The following is a 16,313-nucleotide window of genomic DNA, read 5'->3' on the forward strand; positions in this document are numbered from 1 at the left end:
TCAAACGGCAGGCTTGACCACATGCGCAAAATATTGGGCTCCGACAGGTATCTTGGTGAGGAAGCGCTCGAACGGCCTCAGCCTCGCCAGCAGCCGAGGAAAGAAAATCCGGTAGATAATCCTTGTGTTGGCAAGGCCCGCCTCGGCCATGCGCCTGCGCATCTCGCGGGAGGTTATCAAAACCGCGTTTTCGTCGAAGGCGCAGTTTCTCACCGCGTGCGTGGTCAGCGGGTTCCACGGATTGTGTTCGAAAAGAAAGAAGCTGCCGCCATCGGCCAGCACCCGACCGATCTCCGCGAGCAGCCCGATCTGCAGGTCCTCGGGAATATGGTGGAAGACGCAAGCCGCGAAGGCGAGGTCGAAGCTGCCGTCGGCAAAAGGAATTGTCTTGCCGTCGAAATGCATGAAGGCGGCCTGGCCGGGAAAGCGCTTGCTGGCGATGTCGAGCGATTCCCGCGAGGGATCGAGCAAGGTGATCTCTGCGTCGGGAAACGCGCTGCGCATATGGCCGAGCGAATTGCCGACGCCGGCGCCGAAGTCGAGTATCCGCCGCGGTTTCACACCAGCCCGCCGCAACGTCGCGGCAATGTCGTCGATCTTGTACCTGGCGAAGAATTCCGGCGTTTCGCCGCTCAGCCTTATGCTCGCGGCATGCTGCTCCTGATATTCCCGCGCAAACTGGTCGAACTCCGCCTCAAGCACGTGCCGCCCTCTTTGCCATCTCCTGCAGGCGATGGACGGGCAGTTCCCCGTCCTCGGCCGCCTGGCTGCGCGAAACGATCTCGTTGACGAAGTAGAGCGGCCGCCGCTTTGTCTCCATGTACATGCGCCCGAGATACTCGCCGAAAATGCCAAGCACCATAAGCTGGACGCTGCCGAGGATCAGCACGATCGCGGCAAGGCTGGTCCAGCCGGGCAACACGTTTCCGATCGACCATTCGAACAAGGTGTAGCCGAGCACGACCAGTCCCAGAAGCCCGAACATCATTCCGAGCAGCGAGGCGAACCGCAGGGGCACGATCGAGAAGCTGGTCATCGCGTCGACCGCCAGAAGAACCATTTTCTTCAGGGGATAATGTGTGGTGCCGACAAAGCGACGGTGTCTTTCATAGGGGAAAGCCACCTGTTTCAGCCCGATCCAGCTCACCATGCCGCGAATGAACCTGTAGCGTTCGGGCATCGCGTTCAGATGGTCGAGCGCGCGGCGGTTCATCAGGCGGAAATCGCCGGTGTTCGGCGCTATGTCGACGTCGACCATCCGGCGCAGCAGGCGATAGAACATCGAGGCGGAAGCGAGCTTGAACCAGCTTTCGCCGTCGCGCGTCAGCCTCTGGCCGTAAACGACATCGAAGCCTTCGTTCATCTTCGTCATCATCGCGCCGAGCAGTTCAGGCGGATCCTGCAGGTCGGCATCGAGAATGAGAATGCGCTGGCCGCGACAGAATTCGAGACCCGCGCTCAACGCGATCTGGTGGCCGTAATTGCGGGCAAGGTCGATGGCGACGACATGGTCGTCCTTTTCTGCCAGCTGCAAAATGGCCTCGCGCGTACCGTCGGTCGCGCCATCGATGACAAGGACGATCTCGTAGGAAGAGCCTTGTTCCAGGCATGCGGCCGTTACCCGCCGATGCAGTTCCCCCAGCCCGGCCACCTCATTGTAGCATGGGACGACCACCGACAGCATGACTGCGCGTCGCGCGGTGTTTTTCTCCATCTCCACCAAAAGCCTTGCTCCCGCTATTCGATTGGGAATAGCGGCAATTGGTTAGAAAACAGATAAGCCAGCGGGATCGGCCGCGGTCGTCGGTCGGCGGTCTGCCATGCGCCCTTGGCACTGCTCGCGGCCATGCAATGCCTCGCTCGAGGTGTTCGGCATCCCGTATAATTGTCGGCTTGAAGCCGGCAAGCCAAGTGCGTATGTCTGGGCCGACGCCCTCGAGTCTGGGTACCTCAATCTGGAGACGGGCCTTGTCCGCACTGACGCGCTTTCTCGGCGACTCGCCGCTCAAGGTGATCCTGAAACTGCTGGTCGTGTCTTTCCTCGTCGGCCTGGTCATGAATGCCTTCGGCTGGTCGCCGATGGATGTGTTCTACGGCATCCAGAAGTTCTTCATCGATCTGTGGAATCTAGGCTTCCACGCCATCGACCGTTTCCTTGGCTACATCCTGCTGGGTGCGGCCATCGTTGTGCCAGCCTTCATCCTGCTGAGGCTCGCCAACTACCGGAAGTAGCTATCGGGCGTAGTCCGACGCCACCTCGAACAGGATGGCGTGGCGCGCTGCGAGCGATGCCACATCGGCTGAATAACCGCCGCCGATGACGCCGCAGACCGGAATGCCCTGCGTGCGAAAGTGGCGGATGACCGTGTCGTCGCGGGCGCGCAGTCCGTCATCCGACAGCGACAGCCGGCCAAGCCGGTCCTCGGCATGGACATCGACGCCGGCATTGTAGAAGACGATGTCCCAATGCACTTGAGCGGGCAGTTCCGGCAGGATGGCGGCGAGCCTCTCCATGTAAGCCGCGTCACCCGTGCCATCCGGCAGCGCGACATCGAGGTCGGAGGCGATCTTGCGCACGGGGTAGTTGCGATCGCCATGCATGGAAAAGGTGAACACGCGCGGATTATCAACGAGAATATCCGCCGTGCCATCGCCCTGATGCACGTCGAGGTCGACGACCAGGATGTTTGTGGCAGCGCCTTCGGCGAGCAGGACCAACGCGGCGACTGCGACATCGTTGAAGGTGCAGAAGCCCGCACCTTGCGCGCGCCGCGCATGATGGCTGCCGCCGGCGGTGTTGCAGGCGATGCCGTGGCGCAGGGCGAGCCGCGCCGCGAGCACCGTGCCGCCGGTGGCAAGCTGCGCGCGCAGCGAGACACGGGGCCCGATCGGAAAACCAATCTCGCGTTCGATCTTTTCGGGCACGCGGCAGCCGATGACCTGGTCGACATAGTCGGCCGCGTGGGCAAGCTTCAGCCATGACGCCGGCGCCGGTTCGGTGGTGTTGAGTGCGTCGGGTCCGGCCAGTCCGCGTGCGTGCAAGGCATCCATCAGCAGCGGATATTTGCTCATCGGAAAGCGATGGTTGACCGCGAAGCCGGCATTGTAGTCGGGGTGATGGACGATCTGCAGAGGCATGAACTGGATCCGGCGGGCTCGCGCCAGACCGGGGAATTCGGTTGGCCGTCACGGGAAGAGTGATTGCGCGGTGGCGGGAAAATGGGGCACATCGGCAGTTCGATCAAGCCGCAATCAGCAAGGCAGCAATCCTTGGACAAGGGTGCAACCCCAGCCGACGCCAGATACTTTGTCGTCACCAACCGGTCCGTGCTCGCCATCGCGGTGCCAATGACGCTTGCCTATCTGACGACGCCGATGCTCGGCCTGGTCGACACGGCTGTCGTCGGACAGTTCGGCGACGCCGCCTTGCTCGGCGGCCTGGCGGCCGGCGCGCTTATCTTCGACGTCGTCTTCACCACTTTCAATTTCCTGCGCTCGGGCACCACTGGCCTCGTCGCCCAGGCGTTCGGGCGCGGCGATGCCCTGGAGGAACAGGCGGTGTTCTGGCGCGCCGTGCTGATCGCGGTTGTCGCCGGCATCGTGCTCGCGGCACTTGCGCCCCTGGTCGCCATCGCCGGGCAGAAATTCATGGGCGCCGAACCGCGCGTCAGCGAGGCGATGGGCGTCTACATCAGGATCAGGCTGCTCGCCGCACCCTTCTCGCTGATCAACTATGCCATCCTTGGCTATGTGCTGGGACGCGGCGAGGGTGGGCTCGGGCTGATGCTGCAACTGGTGCTGAACGGCATCAACATCGCGCTCTGCTTCCTGCTCGGGCTGGAGCTCGGCTGGGGCGTCGCCGGCGTCGCCTGGGCGACCGTCACCGGCGAATTGCTTGCCATGCTGCTCGGCCTGGCGATCGTGATCCGCCGGTTCCGGGCGGCCCCATCCTTGCCGCGCCATCGCCTGCTCGACATGGCCGCCTTCCTGCGCATGCTGTCGCTCAACCGCGACATCATGATCCGCTCGTTCTCGTTGCTCGCCGCCTTCGCGCTATTCACCCGCCAGGGCGCGCAGTTCGGCACGGTGACGCTGGCCGCCAACGCCGTGCTGATGAATTTCTTTCTCGTCGCCGGCTATTTCCTCGATGGCTTTGCCACCGCCGCCGAACAGCTGGCCGGCCGTGCCGTCGGCGCGCGTGCTGCCGCGCCATTCCGCCAGGCGGTGCGGCTGACCTTGTTCTGGGGGTTTGGGCTGGCGGGTGCCGCGACGCTGGTGCTGCTGTTTGGTGGCGCCAGTCTGGTCGCCCTCGTGACGACGTCGCAGGAAGTCCGTTCGGTGGCCGACATCTACCTGCCGTGGGCGGCATTCACAGCACTCAGCGGTGTGCTGGCGTTCCAGATGGATGGTGTCTTCATCGGCGCCACATGGTCGCGCGACATGCGAAACATGATGCTGCTGTCGTTTCTCGTTTTCGCGGCCGCGCTGCTGACCCTTGCGCCTGCCTTCGGCAACAATGGACTTTGGGCGGCGTTGCACGTTTTCCTGCTAGCACGCGGCTTCAGCCTGCTGACGATCCTGCGGCTCAGGGTACGAACCGCGTTCTAGACAGTGACCCCGGAAGGCCCTGCGCCCTCCAGATCTCCGAACCCCAGGTTAGCAACAGCCTGGCGGCAGCCAGTTCGGTTGTGCCGGCAGCTTTTGTGCCGGCAGCTTTTCATGATAGGAATTTTTTCTTGACTTCGTGCCCTCAGCTATGGTACATATTTGTCCATGGTGTTGATTTGCGCCAGTGACCCGCCGCTCAGGCGGGTTTTTCGTTTCCGTCAGCCTACGCGCCGGCGAAGGCTCCGAAGGAACCCGTTAAACCGAATTCGTTGCCCTGCCGCGCCGTCGGATGAACTTGCACTTCCAGTCGACTTCCAACAGACTTGATGCACCAATTGTTCCAGGGCGAGCTTATGCGAAACTATCTGGCATCGGCGGCACCATCTGCGAGCGGGCCGTCAGTCGCAATCTACGCTCCTGAGAGCACTTCAGAGTTGCTTGGACGCCCAGAAGTCGAGGCGGCTGTCGCGCAACTCGCGAATGGATCCGAACCGTTCTGTGTCGGCAAAGCGTGCCATCCCGGCGACAATCCGGCCCGGCAGTGCCGGTCCGGCATAGATCATGCTGGTGTAGAGCTGGACGAGATCAGCGCCCGCGCGGATCTTTTCCAGTGCCGTCTCGGTGGAATCGACACCGCCGACGCCGATGATGGCGCGGTCCGCGCCAAGCAGCTTGCGCATCTTCGCCAGCACGATGGTCGAGCGTTCGAACAAGGGTTTTCCCGAGAGCCCGCCGGTTTCGCGCACCGCAGCGCCGCTGCGCAGCGGCGGTCGGGAGATGGTGGTGTTGGAGACGATGACACCGTCGATCCGTTTCTCGGTGACCTCGGCGGCGATGTCCTCCAACTCCGCCTCGAGCAGATCCGGGGCGATCTTCAGGAAAATCGGCGGCTGCGCAGCGCCTGCTGCACGCGCGGCCATGACCCGCGACAAAAGCTCGCCAAGCTGTTCGCGCGCCTGCATGTTGCGCAGGCCCGGCGTGTTGGGCGAGGAGATGTTGACGGTCAGATAGCTGGCGTATTGCGCAAATCGGGCGACGCCGCGCTCATAGTCGCCGATGCGATCGCCGCTGTCCTTGTTGGCGCCGATGTTGACGCCGACGATGCCGCCACGCCCCTTGCGTGCGGCAAGGCGTTTTTCAGCCGCTGCATGGCCCTCATTGTTGAAGCCCAGCCGGTTGATCACCGCGTCGTCGGCCGTCAGCCGGAAGATGCGCGGCTTCGGGTTGCCGGCCTGCGGCAGCGGCGTGATCGTGCCGACCTCGGCAAAGCCGAAACCCAGGCCGAGCAGTGCGTCGGGCACTTCGGCATTCTTGTCATAGCCCGCAGCCATGCCGAGCGGATTGGGAAACTCGAGGCCGCGGACCGTCACCTTCAGCCGGGCATCGCGCGTCGCCGATGCCCCAACCGGCAGACCGCATCGCAGCGCCGCGATCGACAGGCCATGCGCGGTTTCCGGATCGAAGGTGAACAGCAGCTTCTGGCCAAGCCGGTCGAGCACGCTCATTGCCCCTCCAGTGCCGGGAACTGGTGCACCCCATCGGCGCCAAGCGGCAGTGGTCGGACCCACAGCACGGCCTTGAGGTCGAGCGGACCATAAAGATGCGGAAACAGCGCGCCGCCGCGCGAAACCTCATATTTCAGCGCTGCGCCCAGGTTGGCGCCGTCGATGGCGACCAGCAGAAGGTCGGTCTGGCCGGCAAAGTGCCTTGCCGCCGTTCCCTTGACCTGCGCCGCCGTGGAAAAATGGATGAAGCCGTCGGCGACATCGATCGGCGCGCCGGTGAAGCGGCCATGTGTTTCGGCCTCGCGCCAAGGCGCTTGCGGGGTTATCTTGTAGATAATCTGAGACATGGTTGCGCTATAGAGCAATTCCAGGAAAAGTGTGAAACGGTTTTCCGTCCGGAAATTGCGTCAAAATGCGTCCGAACCAGCCACGCGGGAAAGGCCACGCCAAGGGTCTTCCCCATTTCCGGCGCAAACATGCGATATTTCAGGCCTTGGCCATGGAGGACAACATGCGTCTGCAGCACATCTTGATCCCCGCCGCGCTCGTTTCGCTGGTCGCGGCTTCAGCATACTCGGAAGAAACCGACCGCTACCAGCTGGAAAAGTCTGATAATGGCTACGTCCGTATGGATATGCAGACCGGCGCCATGTCGATTTGCGAGGAGCGCTCCGGCCAGCTCGTCTGCAAGATGGCAGCCGACGAACGTGCCGCTTTCCAGGACGAGGTCGACCGCTTGCAGACCTCGATGAAGGCAATGGACGAGCGCGTCACCAAGCTCGAAAATTCGCTCTCCGCCCGCCTCGAATCGAAACTGCCGAGCGAGGAGGATTTCAACAAGACGATGAGCTACATGGAACGCTTCCTGCGCGGCTTCATGGGCATCGTCAAGGATATGGACAAGGACAACGGCGCCCAGCTCAATTCGCAGAAGACCTGAGCGTCGCTGTAGCATTTTGATTTCAGCAGGGAAAACGCGGCGCGCTGGCTTTGCCGCTTGAAAACAGCGCGCAGCCCCTCATAATCGTCCAACTGATCCCGGAAAAACTAAAAATCATCGGGGGATTCGGGGAGGGACATTTGCCGGCAGGCTATTCTTTCGTCATCGCCGACGATCACCCGCTGTTTCGTGGCGCGCTGCGCGAAGCACTTGCCGGCATCGGCAATGTCGCCGCCATCCACGAGGCCGGCGATTTCGAGAGCGCCAAGGCGCTGGTCGTTGCCAACGAGGATATCGATCTGGTGCTGCTCGACCTGTCGATGCCGGGCGCCAGCGGCCTCTCCGGCTTGATCTCGCTGCGTGGCATCCATCCGGCGGTGCCCCTGGTGGTGGTGTCGGCGCATGACGATCCGGCGACCATCAGGCGGGCGCTCGATCTCGGCGCCTCCGGCTTCATCTCCAAATCGGCCAGCATGGAAGAGATCCGCAGCGCCGTGCAGTCAGTGCTTGCCGGCGATATTGCGGCACCCGTCGGCGTCGATCTCGGCGTCGAGCGCGATCCCGAAATATCCGACCTGATCAAGCGCCTGCAGGCGCTGACGCCGCAGCAGACCCGCGTGCTCGGCATGCTGGCCGAGGGCCTGCTCAACAAGCAGATCGCCTATGAACTCGGCGTCTCCGAGGCCACCATCAAGGCGCATGTCTCGGCCATCCTGCAGAAGCTCGGCGTCGACAGCCGCACCCAGGCGGTGATCCTCCTGTCCAAGATCGGCAGCGACCCGCTGCAGCCGGCGGGTTGATCGCCAGGGCGGTCCCTGTTCAATCGGAACATTGTTCAATCAGAGCACTGAACTTCCGTCCTCCGCATCGGCCTGGGGTTGAAGCTCGCGAAACTGATAGCGGCCATGATCCAGACGCCGATCCCGCCATAGAGCATGACCCAGCCAAAGCCGTTCCGCAGCGCATCCTGAGCGACCGAAGCGGCGAGGCCGGAGATGGGATTTCCAGCAGCGATCGCTTCGGCGACGAGACGCAATTGGGCGGCGTCGAGGTCAGGCAACGCTTGCCCCAGATGCGCCAGCACACCGTTCGCCAGGATGAAGCCCATCACCGCGATGTTCAGCGCCAATGACACCATGCGAGCGCTCATGTCGATGCCGGAAGCCATGCCGGCGCGGTCGCTCGAAACGGACCCCGTCGTCGTGTTGGTGACAGGTGTATTGGTTATTCACATACCAGTCCCTGCGAGCAGGCAGCCGGGCAACATAGTCAGCCAATCCGGTTGCGCGGCGGCGCTGCCGAACTTCATCAGGATGAACCCGACGCCGATGATGACGAGGCCTGCCGGAATGATGATGCCGGGCTTGTAACGCAGCGTGAGTCGCTCTGCCACGGGCGGCAGCACAAGCGTCGGCAGCGTGTAGGCAAGCAGGGCAAGGCCGGTGGAGACGCTGTCATAGCCGAGCCCGGCGTGGAACCAGATCGGCAGGTAGATCATGAAAGGCCAATAGCTGAGGTTCATCGCCGTCGAGCCGACGATGGCGCCGGAAAAGGGCCGGATCCGGAAGACCGAGAAGTCGAACATCGGCCGCTGGCTGACCTTCTCGGCAATGAGGAAGGCGATGAAGCTCGCTATCGAGATACCGAGGATCGCCAGCGCGGTTGGGCTGGAGAAACCCAGATCCGGCCCCTGGATGATGTAGAAGACGAGACAGAAGACCGACGGCGACAGCGTCAGGATGCCCGCTATGTCGAGCTTGCCCGCCTGCGGATCCTTCGATTCGTGGACGCCCATCAGAGCGAGGGCGAATGCCAGCGCAGCAACCGGCACGTGGACGAGAAACACCCATTGCCAGCTCGAGACCGCGACGATGCCGCCGCCGATGATGGGGCCGAAGCCGAGGCCGGTGCCGAAGATGACGCCCCACCAGCCCCAGGCGACAGCGCGTTCGCGTCCTTCCCTGAATTCATGCGACAGCACGGCAAGCTGGCAGATCAGCATGGCACCGCCGCTCAGCCCCTGCAGAAACCGGGCGACGATGAGCGTGGAGACGCTTTCGGCGACGCCGCAGATCAGTGATGTCAGGCCGAAGGCGGCGATGGAGACCAGAAAGACACGCTTACGGCCGTAACGATCGGCGATCGTGCCGACCGCCATCAGCACCGTCGTGACCGCGATCGTATAGGCGTTCATCACCCATTGCAGTTGCTTGAAGTCGGCGTGCAGCACCTGCTCCAGTGTCGGCAGGATCGTGGGAACGCTTGAAATCTCCAGACCGAACATCAGGCACGCCAGGCAGGCGGCAAACAGAACGATGATGCCTCGGCGGGTCAGTGCAGTAGGCATGGTTCAACCTTTCGAACGTATTGGGCGGCAATCGGCGAATCCATCACAGCTCGCCCGGCGCGCGTATGGCCAGCGTAGGCGAGGCTTGATCATTTTAGAATTGCATGGTTGGCTATTTCAGAGACAACAAGTGCGGATAGCTGACATGACGCTGGACGTAGATGCTGTGAAAACATTCGTTGCCATCGCCGATCTTCAAAGCTTCACGCGCGCGGCCGAGGCTCTTGGCAGCACGCAAGGGGCGATCAGCGTGAAGCTGAAGCGGCTGGAAGAGCGCGTCGGCCAGAAATTGATCGAGCGCACACCTCGGCTGGTGCGCTTGTCGGCGCAGGGCGCGGTGTTTCTTCAACCCGCGCGCGACTTCCTCGCCGCGCACGACCGCGCCATTGCCAGCCTGTCTTCGGTTCGCCGCCGCTTCACGCTGGGCATCGCCACCCATGTCGGAGGCGCGGAGGTCCCGACATTGCTGGCGCGGCTCAATGCGCATGACCCGGCGCTCACCATCGAAGTGAGACTCGATGATTCGCGCGACCTGCTGGACGCCTTCGATCGCGGTGAGATCGATGCGGCGATCATCCGCCGGGAGGACGACCGGCGCGATGGTGAAGTGCTGGCGCCCGAACATTTCGGCTGGTACGCCGCCCCGAACTTCGTCCACCGGGCCGACGAGCCGCTGCGCCTGGCAGCATCCTCGCCATCCTGCGGTATCCGCAACATCACGACCCGCGCGCTCGACGCTGTCGGAATACCGTGGACGGAAGTGTTCCTTGGCTGCGGCTCCTTCGCCGTTGCCGAAGCCGTCTCGGCCGGCCTCGCAGCCTCGGTATTTTCCTGCCGGCTTGCCCCTTCCGGCACCATCGAGGTCAGCCGGAAGTTCGGGCTGCCGGCGCTGCCACCCTCCGAGATCGTGCTGCTTTCGACGCTCACGGACGCCAAGTCCCGCGAGGCGCTGAGGACCCTTGCAATGGCCTTTCGCGAGCATCGCCCGCCCGTGGGGGGCAATGCCGGGCGGCCTCGGTTCCGCAGTTCCCAGATGGTCGACAGCCTGACCTAAAGCAATTCCAGGAAAAGTGTGAAACGGTTTTCCCGGGAAAAGCGCATAGCGCTTTCCCTTGGGAATCGCGTCAAAACAAAGAGGCTAGAGGTGAGTGCCTGCCGACATTTTGGACCTTTCGACATGGAGGTTTGAGCCGCGTGTTGAATCCTATGCGGCGGTGAGACCGTTCAGCCGAGCCGCACGGACAGCTCGACGTCCTCGCCGAACGGCGTGGACATGTAGCCCGATGCCGGGGAGCGCACGCGTTCCAGATATTCGGGCGAGAAATCGGCGTTGTCAGCGATGACCAATGCGCCCGGCCTCAGGCGGCTCTCGACCAGGCTCAGGATCTCCGGGTAGATCGCCTTGGCGCCATCGAGAAGCAGCAGGTCGATCGTATCCGGCAGGTCGGCGCTCAGCGTCTGCAGCGCGTCTCCCTCGCGGACCTCCACCAGGTCGATGAGGCCGCCCTCAGTCAGGTTGGCCTTGGCCCGCGTGACCTTGGACGGCTCGAACTCGGTGGTGATCAGACGGCCGCCGCCATTGTCCCTCAGCGCCGCGGCAAGATAGAGCGTCGAGATGCCGAACGAGGTTCCGAACTCGATGATGATGCGGGCGCCGCTGCCCCGTGCCAGCATATAGAGCAGCGTGCCGGTCTCCGGCGAGATCGCGAGCCAGAGATCCTTCAGCCGTCCGTAGAAATCGACATATTCGGTCTTGCTGTTGAGCAGGCGCGCCCGCTCTTCGTGCGAGAGTGCGGCCACCGCCGGACTGGTCGCGGCATTGGCTTCCTTGAACAGGCGGGCGAGCAGGGGTGCCAGCGGGGCATCGGTCAGCGTCGTCATGAAAGTCTCCGGTCGAAATGGCTGCGTGCTTGTGCTGTGCCGAAAAATACGAATAATCCTTCAGGTTTCCAATTCGCATTGCCGGGCCGAGCCATGACCGGACGCCCAAGTCCTTCGATTTCCTCACGAAAACAGCCCAAACAGGCCCGTGCCACGGACCTTGTCGCGGCGATTTTGGAGGCTGCCGTTCAGGTTTTGGCGAGCGAGGGCGCGCAGCGTTTCACCACCACACGCGTCGCCGAAAGAGCCGGGGTGAGTGTCGGTTCGCTCTATCAGTATTTCCCGAACAAGGCCGCACTTCTGTTCAGGCTCCAGAGCGACGAGTGGCGGCAGACGGGTGGCCTGCTGCGCACCATACTCGAGAATGACCAGCGACCGCCGCTCGAACGGCTGCGCGCACTGGTCCACGCCTTCATCCGCTCGGAGTGCGAAGAGGCTGCGCTGCGCGTGGCGCTCAACGACGCCGCACCCTTTTACCGTGACGCGCCCGAAGCGCACGAGGCGAAAGCCTCGGGCGAGCGCACCGTCCAGACCTTCCTGCGGGAGGCATTGCCCGAGGCTGGGGAAGCCGTCCGTGCCTTGGCGGGCGACCTGATCATCACGACACTCAGCGCGGTGGGTAAGGACTTTTCGGGAAGTCCTCGAACGCCAGGCGAGATCGAAAGCTACGCCGACGGCATGGCCGACATGTTCTGCGCCTACCTCGAAAGCCTCGGACACCGGCGCTGAGATCGCCGACTCCGGCCGGGCGCCTTTGATGCTATTCGGCCGCGGATGCCAGCGGCCTGACCCTGGCCATCATTGAACGCAGCACCGCAGGTTTTAGCGGCTTGTTGATCACCGGAATCTCGAGCCCGCCGGCGGCCGTGCGCACCTCGTTGGAGCGGTCGGCGGTGACCAGCACGGCCGGAAGGGTGTCGCCATGGATCGTGCGCAGCCTGGCGATGATGTCGAGACCGGTTTCGCCGTCGAGATGATAATCAGCAAGGACGATGTCCGGGCGGTGCATTGCGGTACTACCCAGATCCTTTGAGCCGGACACGGTGTCGACATTGCAGCCCCAGCCTTCGAGCAGGAGCCGCATGCCTTCGAGGATACGGGCATCATTGTCGATGCAGAGCACGTGCAGCCCGGCCAGCGAAGCGGTCGCGCGGGCAGGAACCCTGGTTTCGATTTCGCGTCGCGGCTCCTGCACGGCGGCCACGGGCAGGATGACGGAGAAGCGCGTGCCCTTGCCGGAATTGGAAAAGATCCGGATCTCCAGGCGCAACACCCGGGCGATGCGGTCGACGATGGAGAGGCCGAGACCGAGGCCCTCGGCTTCGCGCGCGCCTTCGTCGAGCCGGGTGAATTCGCGAAAGACTGTGTTCAGCTTGTCGCCGGCGATGCCGATGCCGGTGTCGATCACCTGGATCTCGGCCAGTTCGCCGCGCCGCCTGACGCCGACCAGCACGCGGCCGTGTCTTGTGTATTTGATGGCGTTTGAGACGAGGTTCTGGATCAGGCGGCGCAAAAGGTTACGGTCCGTGGTCACGGTCAGCGACGACGGCATGATCGTCAGCTCGAGCTTCTTTTCGGCGGCGAGCGGCCGGAAGTCGTTGCCGATCTGGCGCAGCAATCCGTCAAGGTTGAAGGCGCTATCGTCCGGCTTCATCGCGCCGGCATCGAGGCGGGAGATGTCGAGCACGGCGCCGAGAATGGTCTCGACCGATTCCAGCGAGGATTCGATGTTGACCGCTGCCTTGCCGGCAGGCCCCTTGCCGGCTTTCTCGATCAGCGACGAGCAATAAAGCCGGGCGGCGTTCAGCGGCTGCAGGATGTCGTGGCCGGCGGCGGCGAGGAAACGTGTCTTGCCGAGATTGGCCTCCTCGGCCAGCATCTGCGCCTGCGCCAGTTCCTCGTTGACGCGGGTCAACTCCTCGTTGACCCGAGTCAGCTCGATGGTGCGGGTCTTGACGCGCTGCTCCAACGATTCATTGGCGCGTTTCAGCGCCAAATCCTGCTCGACGCGCCCGGAAATGTCGGCATAGGTGGCGACGATGCCGCCGTCCGGCATCGGGTTGGAACGCAGTTCCAGGATGCGGCCGCTGGTCTTCAGTTCCATCTGCCAGGGGCTGACGAAGCTGGTCAGCCGGTTGAGCATCGCCACACGCTGATCGGCAGGGATATCGCCCCGCTCGGCAAGATGGCGCAGGATGCGGTCGAGCGAGACGCCGACCTGGCCCATCTCATCGGGCAGGTCGAACAGCGCCCGGTACTGGCGGTTCCAGCAGATCAGGCGGAAGTCGCGATCGAAGACAGTGATGCCTTGTTCCATCTGGTCGAGCGCGATCTGAAGCAGGTCGCGGTTGTGCTGCAGCGCCTCGGTGGCGTCGTCGAGCAAGCGGAAGGCGTCCCTGGATTCGCGGTCGTGGCGCCGAAACAGCAGCGACAGGATCAGCCGCGCCGACGAGGAACCGACGGCGCTGGCCAGCAGTTGCTCGGAGAAGCGGATGACGTCCATGCTCGCCTGCTCGTTGCCGTGCAGCGAGGTTCCGTTGGTCTTTTCGAACGACTGGAAGGAGCGCTCGGTGCGCTCGACGCCGAGATAGCGCCCGATCGTGTCCTTGAGGTCGTTGACGGTGATGGCGGTGCGGAAGCGGCGCAGGCTGGGCATCGGGCCGGCCTCGCGCGGCACGAAGATCGACGCCTGGATGCGCTCCAGCGGCACCGACGCGCGCGAGAGTGAGCCCAGCACAAAAAACACCGCGTTGATCGACAGGCTCCACAACACGCCGTGGTTCAGCGGTTCGGCGACGGTGCCGAACAGTGCCTGCGGCCGCAACGCCTCGAAGCCGAACAGCCCGTGCACGATGATGCCGGTATCGGGTGCGACAAGCGACGGAAATAGCAGCGTGTAGCCCCAGATGAGGATGCCGGCGACCATGCCAAGTGCTGCCCCCCGGCCGTTCGCACCGCGCCAGATCAGCCCGCCGATCAGGGCGGGTGCGAACTGGGCGATGGCCGCGAACGACATCAGGCCGATCGACGACAGGCGCGCGCTGTTGGTGCTTTCGCGATAGTAGAGGAAGGCGATGAACAGCAGGATGAAGATCGCCCCGCGCCGCACATTGAGGATGAGCGTCGACCAGTCTTCGTTCTCTGAGGTCGAGGTCTTCAGCAACCGGCGCACGAACAGCGGAATGACGAGGTCGTTGGAGATCATGATCGACAGCGCCACGCTCTCGACGATAACCATCGCGGTCGCCGCCGACAGCCCGCCGATGAAAGCCGCCATCGCCAGCACGTCATGGCCGCTGAACAGAGGCAGCGACAGCACATAGAGATCGCTGCTGGTTCCGGTGCCGACCAGCGACAGGCCGGCAAAGGCGATCGGCAGCACGAACAGATTGATCGCCACGAGGTAGAGCGGAAACACCCATGTCGCGGTGCGCAACTCGGCCTCGCCGCGGTTCTCGACGATGGTGACGTAGAACTGTCGTGGCAGCATGATGATGGCAAAGCCGCTCAGGCAAGTCAGCACCAGCCAGGTGGCGAGCGAGGTGTTGTAGCTCATCGCCTGCCGAACCTGTGCATTCTGGGCGAGCTTGTCGACCATGTCGCCAGGGCCGCCGAAGATCAGAAAGGTGACCATCAGGCCGATGGCGAGGAAGGCGGCAAGCTTGACCACCGTTTCGACGGCCACCGCCAGCACCAGCCCGTCCTGGTGTTCGGTGGCGTCGGCGTGGCGTGTGCCGAACAGAACCGCAAACAGCGCCAGCAGCATGGCGACGACCAGCGAGATGTCGCTGACGAAGGGATCGAAGGAGGGCGGCGATCCCGTATAGTGCTCGACCATCAGGCTGACAGAACCGGAGATCGCCTTCAACTGCAGCGCGATATAGGGGACCGCGCCGATGGTGGCGATCAGCGTGGCGATTGCAGCGACAGTAAAACTCTTGCCGTAGCGGGCGCCGAGGAAGTCGGCGATCGAGGTGATCTTTTCGGTCTTGGCCAGCCGCATGATGCGGTTGAGCAATGGGAAGCCGAACACGAAGACCAGCACCGGGCCGGTATAGATGCCGAGGAATTCGAGGCCGCGTTCGGAGGAGAGGCCGACCGAGCCGAAAAACGTCCAGGACGTGCAGTAGATGGCGAGGCTGAGGGCGTAGATGAAGGGCCGGGCCCGGCTTGGCTCGGAAATGGCCGAACGGCGGTCGCCCAGGCTGGCGATGGCGAACAGCAGCGTCACATATGCGATCGCGATGATGACGATAAACAAGCCCTGCACGCTTGGAATTTCCTCCTATGCCGTCTTTTTATCCGGCTTGCCCGGACGCAATCACAGCTTGGCGTCCGAGTCCATCGCGGCTTTGGAAGCATGATCGCGGCCGCGACATGCGGATAAGCAGAACCAGGGGTGCCACAGCTAAGGAGAAACCGGTTGCTTCCTGCTTTTTGCCGATGTTGCAACCGGAGGTTTTTGTTATGTTGCCCTTAGGTCGATGCCCGCAGGGACGGAAACGGCAGTTCGGCCTGTCATGACAAGGAGGGTCGAATGCTGAAAGAATTCCAGGAATTCATTTCCAAGGGCAATGTGATGGACCTTGCGGTCGGCGTCATCATCGGCGCGGCCTTCGGCAAGATCGTCGATTCCCTTGTCAACGACATCATTATGCCGATCGTCGGCGCGATTTTCGGCGGCTTGGACTTCAACAACTATTTCCTGGGGCTCTCCTCGGCCGTCAACGCCACGTCGCTGGCGGACGCCAAAAAGCAAGGCGCTGTTTTCGCGTATGGCAGCTTCATAACCGTCGCATTGAACTTCCTTATTCTCGCTTTCATCATCTTCCTGATGGTCAAGGCGGTGAACAACATGCGCAAGCGGCTTGAGCGCGAGAAGCCGGCTGCACCAGCCGCTCCGCCGCCGGCCGATGTCGCGCTGCTCACCGAAATTCGCGACCTGCTCGCCAAGAGATAATTCGGCAAAGCCTTGCTGGACCAAAACCCCGGTCGTTCGCGGCCGGGGTTTTCTGTTTTCGCATCTGGTAAG

General features: G+C 63.0%; 14 protein-coding genes and 1 pseudogene. 7 read left to right on the forward strand and 8 right to left on the reverse strand.

Annotation, left to right across the window (positions count from 1 at the left end):
* Entirely contained in the window at window positions 1–702 is a 702-nt protein-coding gene (locus NKJ06_RS14415; protein ID WP_352630098.1) for a class I SAM-dependent methyltransferase, read from the reverse strand.
* The gene (locus tag NKJ06_RS14420; RefSeq protein WP_352630203.1) at window positions 695–1,714 is read right to left on the reverse strand and encodes a glycosyltransferase family 2 protein; all 1,020 of its coding nucleotides are present in this window, start codon (window positions 1,712–1,714) and stop codon (window positions 695–697) included. The genes NKJ06_RS14415 and NKJ06_RS14420 overlap by 8 nt, the downstream gene beginning before the upstream one ends.
* Before the next feature lie 254 nt (window positions 1,715–1,968).
* Between NKJ06_RS14420 and NKJ06_RS14425 the strand changes: the two genes are divergently transcribed.
* Window positions 1,969–2,232, forward strand: a complete 264-nt coding sequence (locus tag NKJ06_RS14425; RefSeq protein ID WP_352630096.1) for a DUF6460 domain-containing protein — start codon at window positions 1,969–1,971, stop codon at window positions 2,230–2,232.
* On the opposite strand, the gene NKJ06_RS14430 is transcribed toward NKJ06_RS14425, so the two are convergent.
* Window positions 2,233–3,138 carry a histone deacetylase family protein gene (locus tag NKJ06_RS14430; RefSeq protein WP_352630094.1) on the reverse strand — a complete coding sequence of 302 codons (906 nt, stop codon included), beginning with the start codon at window positions 3,136–3,138 and terminating at the stop codon, window positions 2,233–2,235.
* A gap of 132 nt (window positions 3,139–3,270) precedes the next feature.
* On the opposite strand from NKJ06_RS14430, the gene NKJ06_RS14435 reads away from it, so the two are divergent.
* On the forward strand, window positions 3,271–4,608 hold the full coding sequence (locus NKJ06_RS14435; protein WP_352630092.1) for an MATE family efflux transporter: 1,338 nt from the start codon (window positions 3,271–3,273) through the stop codon (window positions 4,606–4,608).
* 428 nt (window positions 4,609–5,036) lie between these two features.
* On the opposite strand, the gene NKJ06_RS14440 is transcribed toward NKJ06_RS14435, so the two are convergent.
* Both NKJ06_RS14440 and NKJ06_RS14445 read right to left on the reverse strand, forming a co-directional pair.
* Entirely contained in the window at window positions 5,037–6,113 is a 1,077-nt protein-coding gene (locus NKJ06_RS14440) for a quinone-dependent dihydroorotate dehydrogenase (RefSeq protein WP_352630090.1), read from the reverse strand.
* Window positions 6,110–6,460 carry a DUF952 domain-containing protein gene (locus NKJ06_RS14445; RefSeq protein WP_352810010.1) on the reverse strand — a complete coding sequence of 117 codons (351 nt, stop codon included), beginning with the start codon at window positions 6,458–6,460 and terminating at the stop codon, window positions 6,110–6,112. Before NKJ06_RS14445 ends, NKJ06_RS14440 begins: the two co-directional genes overlap by 4 nt.
* Window positions 6,461–6,624: 164 nt before the next feature.
* Here NKJ06_RS14445 and NKJ06_RS14450 point away from each other — a divergent pair, with 164 nt between their 5' ends.
* Both NKJ06_RS14450 and NKJ06_RS14455 read left to right on the forward strand, forming a co-directional pair.
* Window positions 6,625–7,053: a hypothetical protein gene (locus tag NKJ06_RS14450; protein WP_352630086.1), complete on the forward strand. Its 429-nt coding sequence runs from the start codon at window positions 6,625–6,627 to the stop codon at window positions 7,051–7,053.
* 140 nt (window positions 7,054–7,193) lie between these two features.
* Window positions 7,194–7,853 carry a response regulator transcription factor gene (locus NKJ06_RS14455; protein WP_352630084.1) on the forward strand — a complete coding sequence of 220 codons (660 nt, stop codon included), beginning with the start codon at window positions 7,194–7,196 and terminating at the stop codon, window positions 7,851–7,853.
* Between the two features lie 35 nt (window positions 7,854–7,888).
* On the opposite strand, the pseudogene NKJ06_RS14460 reads toward NKJ06_RS14455, so the two are convergent.
* Window positions 7,889–9,400: pseudogene (locus NKJ06_RS14460) on the reverse strand (MFS transporter).
* Window positions 9,401–9,545: 145 nt separating this feature from the next.
* Between NKJ06_RS14460 and NKJ06_RS14465 the strand changes: the two are divergent.
* Window positions 9,546–10,454 carry a LysR family transcriptional regulator gene (locus NKJ06_RS14465; protein ID WP_352630080.1) on the forward strand — a complete coding sequence of 303 codons (909 nt, stop codon included), beginning with the start codon at window positions 9,546–9,548 and terminating at the stop codon, window positions 10,452–10,454.
* Window positions 10,455–10,624: 170 nt separating this feature from the next.
* Here NKJ06_RS14465 and NKJ06_RS14470 read toward each other — a convergent pair whose 3' ends face one another.
* Complete coding sequence (locus tag NKJ06_RS14470) at window positions 10,625–11,281, reverse strand: O-methyltransferase (protein ID WP_352630078.1); 657 nt, start codon at window positions 11,279–11,281, stop codon at window positions 10,625–10,627.
* 93 nt (window positions 11,282–11,374) lie between these two features.
* Here NKJ06_RS14470 and NKJ06_RS14475 point away from each other — a divergent pair, with 93 nt between their 5' ends.
* Window positions 11,375–12,010 (forward strand): TetR/AcrR family transcriptional regulator, encoded by a 636-nt coding sequence (locus NKJ06_RS14475; protein WP_352630076.1) that lies wholly within the window; start codon window positions 11,375–11,377, stop codon window positions 12,008–12,010.
* Between the two features lie 31 nt (window positions 12,011–12,041).
* On the opposite strand, the gene NKJ06_RS14480 is transcribed toward NKJ06_RS14475, so the two are convergent.
* The gene (locus NKJ06_RS14480) at window positions 12,042–15,551 is read right to left on the reverse strand and encodes a PAS domain-containing hybrid sensor histidine kinase/response regulator (RefSeq protein ID WP_352630074.1); all 3,510 of its coding nucleotides are present in this window, start codon (window positions 15,549–15,551) and stop codon (window positions 12,042–12,044) included.
* Window positions 15,552–15,818: 267 nt separating this feature from the next.
* On the opposite strand from NKJ06_RS14480, the gene mscL reads away from it, so the two are divergent.
* Entirely contained in the window at window positions 15,819–16,241 is a 423-nt protein-coding gene (gene mscL, locus NKJ06_RS14485) for a large conductance mechanosensitive channel protein MscL (protein ID WP_056588266.1), read from the forward strand.
* Window positions 16,242–16,313: the final 72 nt, after the last annotated feature.

Source organism: Mesorhizobium sp. M0293, assembly GCF_040321735.1.
GTDB lineage: Bacteria > Pseudomonadota > Alphaproteobacteria > Rhizobiales > Rhizobiaceae > Mesorhizobium.

Excerpts from the sequence above, each read along its gene's own strand:
- NKJ06_RS14445 (WP_352810010.1), bottom strand. The coding sequence starts at position 6,460 with ATGTCTCAGATTATCTACAAGATAACCCCGCAAGCGCCTTGGCGCGAG.
- NKJ06_RS14475 (WP_352630076.1), top strand. The coding sequence starts at position 11,375 with ATGACCGGACGCCCAAGTCCTTCGATTTCCTCACGAAAACAGCCCAAA.
- NKJ06_RS14465 (WP_352630080.1), top strand. The coding sequence starts at position 9,546 with ATGACGCTGGACGTAGATGCTGTGAAAACATTCGTTGCCATCGCCGAT.
- NKJ06_RS14440 (WP_352630090.1), bottom strand. The coding sequence starts at position 6,113 with ATGAGCGTGCTCGACCGGCTTGGCCAGAAGCTGCTGTTCACCTTCGAT.
- NKJ06_RS14470 (WP_352630078.1), bottom strand. The coding sequence starts at position 11,281 with ATGACGACGCTGACCGATGCCCCGCTGGCACCCCTGCTCGCCCGCCTG.
- NKJ06_RS14420 (WP_352630203.1), bottom strand. The coding sequence starts at position 1,714 with ATGGAGAAAAACACCGCGCGACGCGCAGTCATGCTGTCGGTGGTCGTC.
- mscL (WP_056588266.1), top strand. The coding sequence starts at position 15,819 with ATGCTGAAAGAATTCCAGGAATTCATTTCCAAGGGCAATGTGATGGAC.
- NKJ06_RS14430 (WP_352630094.1), bottom strand. The coding sequence starts at position 3,138 with ATGCCTCTGCAGATCGTCCATCACCCCGACTACAATGCCGGCTTCGCG.
- NKJ06_RS14450 (WP_352630086.1), top strand. The coding sequence starts at position 6,625 with ATGCGTCTGCAGCACATCTTGATCCCCGCCGCGCTCGTTTCGCTGGTC.